The sequence below is a fragment of the Roseovarius sp. Pro17 genome, from assembly GCF_035599575.1.
Lineage (GTDB): Bacteria > Pseudomonadota > Alphaproteobacteria > Rhodobacterales > Rhodobacteraceae > Roseovarius.
The window spans coordinates 2,582,245-2,595,211 of the sequence record NZ_CP141179.1 but is presented as its reverse complement, the minus strand read 5'-3'; the positions used below and the strand labels follow the sequence as shown (position 1 = coordinate 2,595,211).

Here is a 12,967-nt window from a genome sequence, read left to right as displayed (position 1 = left end):
TTGACTGTCAGCGTAGGGAAATTCGATGAGCGGGCCAATCTTTAGTAGTGCCATCGACGAATATCCGCCGTGCAAGGCAATGCTGCATCTGCAAAATCGCCTTGCACGCGAATGGGTAATTTAATACCGATCAGACGGAACAAAACGTAATATCATTGTCCGAAAGGCCCCAAAAAATGAGCTTTCGCCTCCAGCCCCCCGCCCCCGCCCGTCCTAATCGCTGCCAGCTGTTTGGCCCCGGCTCGAACGCCAAGCTGTTCGAAAAGATGGCGGCCAGCGCGGCGGACGTGATCAACATTGATCTCGAGGATTCGGTCGGCCCGAACGACAAGGATCTGGCGCGCAAGCAAACGATCGAAGCGATCAACTCGGTGGATTGGGGCAAAAAGTATCTGAGCGTGCGCATCAACGGTCTCGACACTGGCTGGTGGTATCGTGACGTCGTGGACCTGCTGGAGCAGGCGGGTGACCGGCTGGATCAGATCATGATCCCAAAGGTCGGCTGTGCTGCCGACATCTATGCCGTCGATGCGCTGGTCACTGCCGTCGAGCGCGCCAAGGGGCGCACCAAGCCCATCACCTTCGAAGTCATCATCGAGAGCGCGGCCGGCATCGCCCATGTCGAAGAGATCGCCGCCGCCAGCCCGCGTTTGCAAGCGATGAGCCTAGGCGCCGCCGATTTCGCCGCCTCCATGGGTATGGCGACGACCGGTATCGGCGGAACGCAAGAAAACTACTACATGCTGCACGACGGCACCAAGCATTGGTCGGACCCGTGGCACTGGGCGCAGGCGGCCATCGTCGCGGCCTGCCGCACGCATGGATTGCTGCCCGTGGACGGCCCGTTCGGGGATTTCTCGGACGAGGAAGGTTTCCGCGCGCAGGCGCTGCGTTCGGCCACGCTTGGCATGGTCGGAAAATGGGCGATCCACCCCAAGCAGATCGCGCTGGCGAATGAGATTTTTACCCCCTCGGACGCAGCCGTGACCGAGGCGCGCGAGATCCTCGCGGCGATGGAGACCGCCAAGGCCAATGGCGAGGGCGCGACCGTCTACAAGGGGCGTCTGGTGGATATCGCGAGCATCAAGCAGGCCGAGGTAATCGTGCGCCAGTCCGAGATGATTGCAGCGGGCTGAGCGGTCGGTCGGGAATACAACGCCGATCAGCCTTCTTGCGTTTGCCGCTCAAGAAGACACGGGCGCTACCTGCCCAATCCTCAGTGCGCATCCAGATACGCGCCGAGGATCGCGATAACCTCGCTATCATGCGTGTATGGCAGGGAATGGCCCGCGCCTGTGACCACCTCCTGCTGCGCGGCGGGGTTCCATTTGGCGAGGGTTTCGCGGCCTGCGATGGGGATCACTTGATCCTGCGCACCCCAGATCGCCAACACCGGCAGGTCGGCATCTGCGACGGTGCGGTGCGCGTCCTCCATGTCTGTATCCAGCGCGCCGCGCAGAGAAGACAGCACGGCGGGCATGAATCCGCGATGGCGCAGCTGTGCGATCTGCATGTCGACAATGCCCGGCACGCTGGATTTCTGCCCGCGCTCGGCGTCCAGCGCACGGCGCATTGAGCGGCCATAGACCGACAGCATGGCCCAAGAGCCGAATAACCCGGTTTGCGCCAGCAGCCGCGATGCGGGGCCCAGATCATGGCCGAGGCCAGCAGGCGCGAGCAGGACCATCTGGCGCAGCATACCGCGATTTTGCGCGGCAAAGATGGGTGCGATGGTGGCGCCCATCGAATAGCCCAGTAGCGTGATATTCCCGTTGATTTTCTGATCGGCCAAGAGGTCCGACAGCTGGCGCACAAAGAACGCGCCATCCTGTGCGCCTCGTGGCCGGTCTGAATAACCACGCCCGTACAGATCATAGACCAGCACGCGAAATCCCATCTGACCCAGCCCCTTGGCGATGGGATCCCAGACGAAACAGGGCGTGGTCAGCCCATGCACGCAGACGGCGACCGGCCCCTTATCTGCGCCCAGCCAGCGGTAATGCGTGACGCCCTGCGACAACTCTGCAAAGTCGCCCGGGGCGTCCTTGCGTGCGCGCTTTGACATGCGAGGACGGGCGGCCTCGCGCAGAAAAGGGGCGAGGGCAACGATAACCAAAATGGCGAGCGCGATCGTCACGTCGCCTCCTTTGGCGTCAGCAGGCCTGAATCGACCAGCCGCCGGGCCAGCCCTGTCGCACCGTTGAAATGATGCACCTGCCAGCCGCGCGCGGCGGCTGCGGCGATGTTGTCGTCGCGGTCGTCGGTAAAGAGCAGCGCGTCAGGTGGCAGGCCGCAATCTGCTTCGACGGCGGCATAGATTGCGGGATCGGGCTTGATCAGGCCCATCCGGCCCGAAATGTAGGCGCGGTCGAACTGGCGCAGGAACGGGAATTGCGCGGCGCTGAGCGGGAAATTCTGCACGCCGAAGTTTGAGAGGGCAAAAACCGGGATGCGGCGCGCCCTGAGCGCGTTCAACAGGCGCACCGAATGGGCGATGGCAGGTTGCGCGATGTCGCACCAATGGTCGCGAAAATGCAGGACCTCTGTCGCGTATTCGGGATGCGCGGCGGCAGTGCGCGCCACCTCGCCCGCGAAATCCGCGCCCGCGTCGATCCGGTTCATCATCGCGTGGATGTCGACTGCGGCGAACATGGCGCGGCACCGCTCGGGGCCAGCCAAGCGATCGAAATAGGCCTCGGGCTGCCATTGGATCAGCACGTTGCCGATATCGAATATGACAGCGCGCGGCGTCACCGATCTATCGCCGATAACGGGGCGCGGGCTTTACCGCGCTTGCCCGGTTTTCGCGCCAGAGCATATAAAGCCCCGAGCCGAGGATCAGCGCGATCCCGGCCCATGCGTTGAACGCGGGCCACGTGTCAAAGAACATCACGCCCCACAAGATCGCGATGGGCATCGCCACGTATTCGAACGGCGCGACGAATGCTGCCTCGCTTAGGCGGTAGGCTTGCGAAACCAGCAAGCTGCCGCCAACACCCGCGATGCCCAGCATGAGGATGATCCATATGTCGCCTTGTGCGACCGGACCCCAAGCGCGCAACAGGAACGACAGCGCCGGGTGCGCGCCCGTCTCATAGCGCCCGTCGCCGATCAGCAGACCGATGATCGCGCTTGATACCAGAAACAGGAGGACGACGTAGACCGTCATCGTCGATGCGCTCTCGGTATCGCGGATCTTGCGCGTGACCATGTGCATCGCGCCGTAAAGCAGCGCCGAGATCGCGGGCAGGAGCGAGGCCAGTTGAAACGCATCGGTGCCGGGCTGCACGATCAGCAGCACGCCGATCAGGCCGACGATGATGGCGATCCAGCGGCGTGGGCCGACGGTTTCCTTGAGGAAGATCACCGACATCACCGCGATAGCCAGCGGCGAGATAAAGAAGATTGCGACCGCGTCGGCGATGGGCAGCGCAGCGAGACCCAGAAACAGACATACATTGGCGCAGACAATGAAAGTGCCGCGCAACAGATGCGCGCCTGGTCGCCGAGTATAAAATACACGCCAGCCGCCGTTGAAGGGCATGATAATCAAAAGAAACACAGTCAGGCTGACCAGAGAGCGCAGGAATACGATCTGGTGCAGCGCATAGCCCTCGCTCAACAGCTTGATCCCCAGATCGACAAAGGAAAAGCACAGGATCGCCGTCAGTGCGCAGAAAGCGCCGACCGTATTGTTACCTTGGACGGCGACGACGGACATTGGTGGAACCTTTCAGGGTGCGAGGTTGCGGGCCTGCCTCACGGCCCGTTCGAGCGCGTCCAGAAAGCGCGAGCGGTCCGCCTTTGTAAACCCCTTGCCGCCGCCTTGCCGGAACGGATCGGCGGCGCGCAGGTCGGTCATCAGATCGCGCGTGGCCAGTACGTTGCCGATATTGGCCGCCGTCAGCGCTTCGCCATTGTGCTTCAGCACCAGCGCGCCCGCCTCGACGCATTTCGCGGCCAATGGAATGTCGCCGGTTACGACCACGTCGCCCGGGCCTGCACGCTCGGCGATCCACATGTCGGCGATGTCGGGGCCGTCGGGCACGATGATTGTCTGGACCAGCGGATGCGGCGATGGGCGCAGACCGCCGTTTGAGACGATAAAGACGCTCAGTTCATGCCGCGTGCCAACGCGGATCGCCTCATCCTTGACCGGGCAGGCATCGGCATCGACATAGATCACGGCAAGCTCCTTACTGGGCGGCGAAACCGCATGAAACGGGTCGTTTCAGCGGCGCAGGGCAGGGACAGTGGCGCACATATTCCGCATCCCAAGGGAGATTGCCATGCTGTCCATATTTTTGCCATTGCTGGTGTTTCTCTTTCCTCTGGCATTCAGTCCCGGCCCGGGCAACATGTTTTTCGCCGCCAGCGGCGCGCGGTTCGGGCTACGCGCCACGTTGCCCGCCAATCTGGGCTATCACGTTGCGACGTTTCTGGTCACGCTCGCGATCGGCCTCGGATTTGCCGAAGGGGCAAGCCTCTTTCCCGGTCTCTTTGGTGCACTCAAACTGGCAGGGTCGGCATATGTGCTGTGGCTGGCGTGGACATTGCTTTGCGCAGGCGCGCAGGGCGGCGTGGCTGAGGCACGCTCGATCCGGTTCCGCGACGGAGCGGTGCTATTGCTGCTGAACCCCAAGGCTTATGTCATCATCACTCTGATGTTCAGCCAGTTCCTGACCACCAAAGGCGGCTCAGATTTCTGGGTCGTGATCGTCATCGTCGCAACATTTACTCTCAACAATCTCGTGTCGTTTCTGGTCTGGACGATGTTCGGCGATATTCTGGCCCGCAGATTTCGCGAGGACCGGTCGGCGCGACACATCAATCTGGCCTTCGGCAGCTTGCTGGCCGCTGTCGGCCTCTGGATGATGTTTTCCTGACATTGCGCGAACAATCGCGGCCCTCTGCCCCAGTCGCCGTGTCTGGGGCAGAGGACTGGTGGCGCTCGTCCTATAGGGTTACTTCACCTCGTAAGCAGACGAGTCCGCGATCACATCGTGGATCAGATCCTGCACGGTTTCGGTCGAGAATCCAGAATCCTCATAGATCTTGTAAAGCTTGAAATCCGAAACGCGGGTAAGCACGAACCAGGCCAATATCGCCGCTTCGGGCGAGTCGGGATCGATACCCATATCGTCTGCGACGTTGCGGACCCATTTATGGGCGGAACTGCCCGCGACATAGTGCGAGAACGACCAGTCGCCATCGGAGTAGGCCGACAGGAACCATTCGGCGCGGCGCTTGTCCATGTCGATCTGCGGCGCGTCCGTCCCTGCATGGTCCGCCGCTTCGGCCATCGCGGCGTCAAAGCCTTCGGCCTTGCCGTCCTTGTTCGAGATCTCGACGTCCCAGTGCGGGTCAAAATGGGCCGAGGCTGCGCCAAAGAGTAGCTCTTCGGGTGCGCCGCGCTTGAGCAGTTCGGCATAGACCACTGTGCCATGCTCGCCCATCCAGCCCCAGCGGGCAATCCCGTCCTTGCCGCCCCATGCGGCGGGGAACCACTCGGGTTTGGCAACCTTGCCGATGGACTTGTCCCAATTGTACCAGACCTTGCTCCAGTCATGGAGGGCAAGCTGGGCGATAACCAGATCGCGATCCATCGTTCGCACGCCATGAATGCTCTCGAACATCTCGATCCATCCAAGCGCGATCTCCATCACCTCGACGAGGTGAACGGCAAGGCCACCGGGATAGTGGTGATGTCCCGGCCCGCCCGTAGCGGGTGCCGTGCGCAGCGCGTCGGTCGAGGCCGTGGCGTTGAACACCGTTGATTCCGGGGCGGCGTACATGTCGAGGACGAGGTTGCGCAGGTCCGGATCCTCGATCGAGTTGATATAGCCCATCAGGCGATCATAGGCCGCCGTGGTAAAGGCGCCGGTGCGCGCCATCTCGGTCGGGTCCATCGCTAGGATCTGGTCGATCCGCGATTGCGGGATTTCGTCTGCTGCAATCGACGGGGAGGTGCTGCTGGCAAAGACGCAAGCAGTGGCGAGCAAAGTATTTCTAAGCATGAACAATCTCCGTAGTTGAATATAACTTCGAATTCAGCTGCACAGGTATCGCAACGTTTGCGATGCCAATGGTTCATCCACCACGCATCGGCGCAGGCAGCTAATGAGCGGGTATGTTCAACGGATCGTCACGGAACGCGCCTGCAAAGTCCCTCAAAGGCTATGCTATCGCCCGCCGTTTGGCTATCCAGATTGTTGGTCGCGGTGCCGCGAGGCTTGCGCCGTTAGCGCAAGCCTACTTTGTGGCTGGAGATTTTTTCTTGTTGCGATCGACCTTGTACTCCTCGGGGATCGGCATTCTGTTGAACGCGTCCAGCCCGGCGATTTTGTACGCCTCGGCCAGCGTTGGGTAGTTGAACGTGTTTTGCACGAAATAGTCCACCGTACCCTTGAGGTTCAGAACCGCCTGCGCGATGTGAATCAGTTCGGTCGCGCCCTCGCCGACGATCTGCACGCCCAGAACCCGGCGGGTTTTCAGCGAAAACAGCATCTTGAGCATCCCATGCTCCAGCCCCATGATATGGCCGCGCGACGTTTCGCGGAACCGCGCGATGCCGACCTCGTAGGGGATGCCGCGCTCGTTCATTTCCTCTTCGGACATGCCGCAAGTGCTGATTTCGGGGACCGAATAGATGCCGTAGGGAAACCATGGACTTTCGGGCAATGTCGGCGTCTCCAGGGCATGACACGCCGCAATGCGCCCCTGTTGCAGTGCGGTGGATGCGAGGCTGGGATGCCCGATCACGTCGCCCGCCGCGTAGATATGCGGCACCTTGGTCTGATAGGTCCTGCGGTCCACGTCCAGTCGCCCGCGATGGTCCGTCTTTAGCCCTACCTTATCCAGACCCAGCTTGGCCGTAGCACCCATGCGCCCGGCAGCATAGAGCAGCATATCGCTGCGCACGTGGCGACCGTTTTCCAGCGTTACCTCGATATGGCGTCCTGCATCCTCAATCTTGGAGATGGGCGAGCCGAGGCGCAGATCGACGCCATTCTCGCGGATCTGATGGGTGAAGTCCTTGATCAGAGTGTGGTCGATGAAATCGAGGAACGTATCGCGCGGCTCAATCATGGTCACGCGCACGTCGAGCGCGGCGAACATGGTGGCATACTCGACCCCGATGACGCCTGCGCCGATCACTGTCAGGCTGCGCGGGATCGTCTCTAGCTTGAGAAACTCGTCGCTGTCCAGCACTGTCGTGCCGTTAAAGGGGCAGGTCTTGGGCCGGTGGGTTTTCGTCCCCGTGGCGATCAGGAACTTGTCGGCGGTCAGGCGCGTCGCCATGCCCGCGTCCACCTGCACCTCGATTTCGTTCGGCCCGACAAAGCTGGCGAGGCCGTGCAGCGTTTCCACGTGGTTGCGGTTGAACTGATGCTCCAGCACGTCGACCTCGTAGTCGATGGTCTTGTTGAGGCGTGACTGCAAATCCTCGGCGCCGATGTCGTCCTTGGCCCGGTAGGCGCGCCCGTAAAAGCTGCGCTCGCGCCAGCCCGACAGGTTCAGCACCGTTTCGCGCAGGGTTTTGGACGGGATCGTGCCGGTATGGGCCGACACGCCCCCTAGTCGGTCCTTGCGGTCGATGACCAGAACGCGGCGGTTCAGCTTGCCCGCCTGGATCGCGGCCGAGCGGCCGGAAGGGCCAGATCCGATGACGATCAGGTCGTAATGCTCCATCACATCATCCCGCATAAAGCGCCTCGGCGTGGAAGGTCACATGATCCTCCATGAAGGTAGAGATAAAGAAATAGCTGTGATCATAGCCCGGCTGCATCCTGAGGATCGCTTGCTGGCGGCGCGCAGCGGTGGCTTGGGCCAGCGTCTCGGGGCGCAGCAGGTCCATAAATTGATCGCTGGTGCCGGTATCCACCAGAATGGGACCGTCAAAGCCCTTTTCCGCCATCAAAAGGCTCGCATCATGCGCGGCCCATTTGCTTTTGTCTTCGCCCAGATAGCCGGTCAGCTGCTTGCGACCCCAGTCGCTGTCCGACGGGTTGCAGATCGGCGAAAACGCCGAGACTGACCGGAACCGCCCCGGCAGGCCCATCGCCAGCGTTAGTGCGCCATGCCCGCCCATCGAGTGGCCGGTGATCGCCTGACGGTCCATATCCAACGCGAACTCTGCTCCGATCAGCGCGGGCAGCTCTTCGGCAACGTAGTCCCACATCTTGAAATGCTTGGCCCAAGGTTCTTGCGTGGCGTTCACGTAGAACCCCGCGCCTTGCCCCATGTCGAACGCGTCGTCATTCGCGACACCGTCGCCACGCGGCGAGGTGTCCGGGAATACCAGCGCGATGCCCTGCTCGGCGGCCCAGCCCTGCGCGCCGGCCTTGGTCATGGCGTTCTCATGCGTGCAGGTCAGGCCCGCCAGAAACCACAGCACCGGAACCGGGCCATCCTTGGCCTCGGCGGGCAGGAAAAGGCCAAAGGTCATGTCTGTGCCGGTGGCCTGCGAGGCGTGGGTATAGACCCCCTGTGTTCCTCCGAAACAGGCGTTTTCCGAGTTCGTTTCCATGGCGACGCTCCTTAGATAGAATTGCATTTGTCACCGGTAAGCTTAGCAGGCGTCTATCGGGTGTTAAACGGCTAAAGACGCGCCTTTGCCCGACGCTTAATAGAGCGGCTGCACCCAGCCGATCACCAGCGACACGGTAACCGCCGCCAGCACGGTCGAGATCAGGATTGACGTCGATACTCGCTGCGGCGCGATGCCGTAGTGCTGCGCCAGCATATAGACGTTGCCAGCCACCGGCAGCGAGGCCGCCGCGATCATCACCGCCGCCATGTAGGACGGCACGTCAAAGACCAGTAACGCGGCCACGGCCACGGCTGCAGGGTGCAACACCAGTTTGCAAAAGCTGAGCCAGCCCGCGACATAAGGCCGCTCGGCCGATTTTCCGGCCAGCGATGCGCCAATGGCAAAGAGCGCGCCGGGCGTCGCAGCGTCGCCCAAAATGATCAAAAATTCGTTCACCGGGCCGGGGATCGGCAGGCGCAGGGAGGCCAATGTCAGACCGACGACAATCGACACGATCATCGGGTTTTTCAGCAGGCCTAGCCCGACCGTGCCCAGCACCGCTGGACGCATCCGCCCGTCGCGCGTGCCGGTAATCACGATCACGATCAGCGCGCCGAACACGATCAGATCGACCGCCAGCACCATCATCACCGCTGGGATTGCCGCCTCACCCATCAACATCGCCAACATAGGGATACCCAGAAAACCGACATTGCCGATCACCGCGCATTGCGCCTCGACCGCCGCCTCTTCGGCGCGGGTGCCGCGCAGGATGGCGACCACTGTCGCCAGCACATAGATCACGCCAGAGCCGCACAGATAGGCCAGCACGAATGGCAGATCAAAGACCTCGCGCACGCTAAGGTTGGCCGAAAACCGCAGCAGCATTGCCGACAGGGCAAAGTAGAACACGAATTTCGTCAGCCACGCTGTCGCCTCGGGCGTGAAAAATCCACTGCGCCCCGCGCCGTAGCCAAGCGCGATGATCATAAAGAACGGAAGGGTTTGGATAAATATCACGGCCATGACGCTTGGTATCAGGACGGCGCGCGGCGTCAATCGCACCGCGCTTGCGCAGGGCAACGCTTCGTAGGCCGCTACTCGGACAGGGGGTTTCCTCTGTCCGAGGCGGCGCGGGCCAGTGTCGCGGGTTTCATGGCCCTAAACACCGCTTTGTGAGCGCGCCGCCCTAGCCCAGTTCAGCCAGCCTTGCCAGCGCCGCGCGCAGCGTCACGGCCTCTTCTTCGCGCAGGGCGAGGTTGCCTTGGGCCTCGATGACCACGTCTTCGGGCGCTGAGGCTACGAATTTGGGGTTGTTCACGCGCCCTTTCAGCCCGCCGATTTCCTTTTCCAGCTTGCCCAGTGCTTTCTCCAACCGCGCCTTTTCTTCGTCCACGTCGATGATGTCCGCCAGCGGCAGGCCAAAAATACCGCCCTCGACGGCGACAGTTGCGCAGCCCTTGGGGAAGGCATCGACATGGGCAAGGCTCTCGATCCGCGCCAGCCGCTTGATCATCGCCTCGTTACGCTCCCACGCGGCTTTGCCGGCATCGTCCAGTGCTGTGACCAGCATCGGAATTTTCAGCCCCGCCGGCACATGCATCTGCGCGCGCGCGCTGCGCACTGCGTCGATCAGGGAAATGACCCAGTTCATCTCGCGGTCGGCCGCCGCATCGACGACCTCATTGCCATACTCAGGCCAATCGGTATGAATCAGCATCTTTTGCCGCTCGCCCAGATCGCCCCACAGCTCTTCGGTGATGAAGGGCATGATAGGGTGCAGCAAAATCAGACATTGGTCGATAACCCATGCCATCGTCTCCTGCGTCTCGCGCTTGACTGCGTCCTCGCCGTCCATCAGCAGCGGCTTGGAAAATTCGACATACCAGTCACAGACCTTGCCCCAGACAAAAACATACAGCGCATTCGCCGCGTCGTTGAAGCGATACGCCTCCAGCGCGGCATCCACATCCTGACGCACCTTTGCCGTTTCGCCTACGATCCACTTGTTCACCGTCTCATTTGGCGCGGGCAGGTTATTCTGCGAATAATCACTGCTCAGAGCAGCGGTGGTCGCCCCGTTCATCTCGGCAAAGCGCGCGGCATTCCAGAGTTTGGTGCCGAAGTTGCGATAGCCCGCGATGCGGCTGCTGGACAGTTTCAGATCACGCCCCATCGCAGCCATGGCCGTCAGGGTGAACCGCACGGCGTCGGTGCCGTATTCGTCGATTAATTCCAGCGGGTCCAGCACGTTGCCCAAGGATTTGGACATCTTCTTGCCCTTCTCGTCGCGCACCAGCGCGTGGACATAGACATGGCTGAACGGCTTTTGCCCGGTCACGGCGTATTGCATCATCATCATCCGGGCGACCCAGAAAAAGATGATGTCGAAACCGGTGATCAGCGTGCTGGTCGGGAAATACTTGGCCAGTTCAGGCGTTTCCTCGGGCCAGCCCAGCGTGCCGATGGGCCAGAGGCCGGACGAAAACCACGTGTCCAGCACATCGGGATCGCGCCACACCGGATAAAGCAGATGCGTCGGGTCCTGACTGCTTACGTAGTCCGCCAGACTTTCGGCCAGACAGTGCATCGCTTCATCACGACTCGCCACTTCGACAAGGCGCGCATGGTTCAGCGGCGTCGGCAGACCGGCCAGAACGTCGTCGAACTTGTCAGCCAGCCCTTTGAAATCAGGCGCTGCGTGATAGCGGTCGGTGCCCTTTGCCAGCGATTGATCCCACAAGAGGCGCTGCATCTCGACCATATCCAGCGCGCCGTCGGATTCGTCATCCTTGAACTCGCCCCGCTCCAGATCGAGACCATACCAGACCGGAATCTGATGCCCCCACCACAACTGGCGCGAAATGCACCAAGGCTCGATATTCTCTAGCCAGTGGAAATAGACCTTGCGATCACTCTCAGGCATGATCGTCACGTCGCCCGAGCGGACGGCGTCGATGGCGGGCATCACGATCTGCGCGGTATCGACGAACCACTGGTCCGTCAGCATCGGTTCGATCACTACTTTCGAGCGGTCGCCGAAGGGCTGCATGATCTGCTTGGCTTCGACCAGCGGGACCATGCCGGGGTCCATGCAGACATTGCCCTCGGACTCTTCGGGGTCGCCCGGCACCATGACGGCCAGACCCTCACCGGTGATCTGCTCGACGACGCGCTTGCGTGCCTCCAGTCGGTCCAGCCCGCGCAGATCGTCGGGCACGAGGTTGATCGTGTCGACCTCGGCCTCGCCCATCTCGCGCTCACCCTTGGCGATGGCCATTGCGATGCTCGCGGCCTCAGCATAAGGCGCGCTGTCATCGCGCATCTGTGCGCTTGTATCCATCAGGCGATAGCAGGGAATCCCGTTGCGTTTGGCCACCGCGTAGTCGTTGAAATCATGCGCGCCCGTGATCTTGACCGCGCCCGAGCCGAAATTCGGATCGGGATATTCATCAGTGATGATCGGGATCAGGCGGCGATGTTCCTTAGGCCCCACCGGAATTTCACACAGCTTGCCTATGATAGCGGCGTAGCGTGCGTCCGAGGGATGCACGGCCACCGCGCCGTCGCCCAGCATCGTTTCGGGCCGGGTCGTGGCGATGGCAATGTAATCGCGCATTTCGCGGAATGTGACGTGACCATCCTCGTCCTTTTCCAGATACTCGTAGGTCTCGCCACCGGCGAGCGGGTATTTGAAGTGCCACATGTGCCCGGCAACCTCGACGTTCTCGACCTCCAGATCGGAAATCGCCGTCTCGAAATGCGGGTCCCAGTTGACCAGCCGCTTGCCGCGATAAATCAGCCCCTTGTCGAACATATCAACAAAGACCTTGATGACCGCATCGTGGAAATTCGGGCCCTTGCCCTTGTCCGGATCGCCCGCCGCGCCACCCATGGTGAACGCCTCGCGCGACCAGTCGGCAGACGCACCAAGGCGCTTGAGCTGGCCGATAATGGTGCCGCGCGATTTCACCTTTTGCTGCCAGACGCGCTCGATGAACGCCTCGCGGCCCATCTCGGCGCGCGTCGGCTCGCCATTGGCGGCCATGTCGCGTTCGGTCACCATCTGCGTGGCGATACCGGCATGATCGGTGCCGGGTTGCCATAGGGTGTCGAAACCGCGCATGCGGTGCCAGCGCACCAGAATGTCCTGAAGCGTGTTGTTGAACGCATGGCCCATATGCAGGCTGCCGGTGACGTTCGGCGGCGGGATCATGATGCTGAAGGGTTCAGCCCCCTCGGCGGCGTTCGCACCTGCCTTGAACGCGCCGGATGTCTCCCACGCCTCATATAGACGCTGCTCGGCCTCGGCCGCATCGAATGTCTTGTCCATCGCCATGGGATCGCTCCTTATCCTTGCCTCGTGGCTTAGCCAATTCGGCGCCTGAGGGAAAGCCCGATGGAAATCTGCGCCGCGTAAATAAGGGCTGGCCC

General features: G+C 61.7%; 11 protein-coding genes. 2 read left to right on the top strand and 9 right to left on the bottom strand.

All coding sequences use genetic code 11. The features are described from left to right. Window positions 1-176 precede the first annotated feature (176 nt). On the top strand, window positions 177-1,136 hold the full coding sequence (locus U3654_RS12660) for an L-malyl-CoA/beta-methylmalyl-CoA lyase (protein WP_324751911.1): 960 nt from the start codon (window positions 177-179) through the stop codon (window positions 1,134-1,136). Between the two features lie 80 nt (window positions 1,137-1,216). On the opposite strand, the gene U3654_RS12655 is transcribed toward U3654_RS12660, so the two are convergent. Genes U3654_RS12655 through U3654_RS12640 form a run of 4 tightly spaced genes read right to left on the bottom strand, consistent with a single transcriptional unit; the run spans window position 1,217 to window position 4,186 of the window. After that, window positions 1,217-2,137: an alpha/beta hydrolase gene (locus U3654_RS12655; protein ID WP_324751910.1), complete on the bottom strand. Its 921-nt coding sequence runs from the start codon at window positions 2,135-2,137 to the stop codon at window positions 1,217-1,219. Then, window positions 2,134-2,754, bottom strand: coding sequence for an HAD family phosphatase (locus U3654_RS12650; RefSeq protein ID WP_324751909.1), 621 nt, complete (start codon window positions 2,752-2,754; stop codon window positions 2,134-2,136). Before U3654_RS12650 ends, U3654_RS12655 begins: the two co-directional genes overlap by 4 nt. Window positions 2,755-2,758: 4 nt before the next feature. Then, entirely contained in the window at window positions 2,759-3,721 is a 963-nt protein-coding gene (locus U3654_RS12645) for a DMT family transporter (RefSeq protein ID WP_324751908.1), read from the bottom strand. Between the two features lie 12 nt (window positions 3,722-3,733). Next, on the bottom strand, window positions 3,734-4,186 hold the full coding sequence (locus tag U3654_RS12640; RefSeq protein WP_324751907.1) for a YaiI/YqxD family protein: 453 nt from the start codon (window positions 4,184-4,186) through the stop codon (window positions 3,734-3,736). 103 nt (window positions 4,187-4,289) lie between these two features. Between U3654_RS12640 and U3654_RS12635 the strand changes: the two genes are divergently transcribed. Continuing rightward, window positions 4,290-4,886 carry a LysE family translocator gene (locus tag U3654_RS12635; protein WP_324751906.1) on the top strand — a complete coding sequence of 199 codons (597 nt, stop codon included), beginning with the start codon at window positions 4,290-4,292 and terminating at the stop codon, window positions 4,884-4,886. 78 nt (window positions 4,887-4,964) lie between these two features. On the opposite strand, the gene U3654_RS12630 is transcribed toward U3654_RS12635, so the two are convergent. From U3654_RS12630 to U3654_RS12610, 5 genes are all read right to left on the bottom strand, one after another. After that, on the bottom strand, window positions 4,965-6,017 hold the full coding sequence (locus U3654_RS12630) for a hypothetical protein (RefSeq protein ID WP_324751905.1): 1,053 nt from the start codon (window positions 6,015-6,017) through the stop codon (window positions 4,965-4,967). Window positions 6,018-6,252: 235 nt separating this feature from the next. Further along, complete coding sequence (sthA, locus tag U3654_RS12625) at window positions 6,253-7,692, bottom strand: Si-specific NAD(P)(+) transhydrogenase (protein WP_324751904.1); 1,440 nt, start codon at window positions 7,690-7,692, stop codon at window positions 6,253-6,255. 4 nt (window positions 7,693-7,696) lie between these two features. After that, window positions 7,697-8,530: an S-formylglutathione hydrolase gene (fghA, locus tag U3654_RS12620; protein ID WP_324751903.1), complete on the bottom strand. Its 834-nt coding sequence runs from the start codon at window positions 8,528-8,530 to the stop codon at window positions 7,697-7,699. 96 nt (window positions 8,531-8,626) lie between these two features. Beyond that, a complete protein-coding gene (locus U3654_RS12615; RefSeq protein WP_324755281.1) occupies window positions 8,627-9,559 on the bottom strand; it encodes an AEC family transporter in 933 nt (310 codons plus the stop codon). 163 nt (window positions 9,560-9,722) lie between these two features. Further along, entirely contained in the window at window positions 9,723-12,872 is a 3,150-nt protein-coding gene (locus tag U3654_RS12610) for a valine--tRNA ligase (protein ID WP_324751902.1), read from the bottom strand. Window positions 12,873-12,967 lie beyond the last annotated feature (95 nt).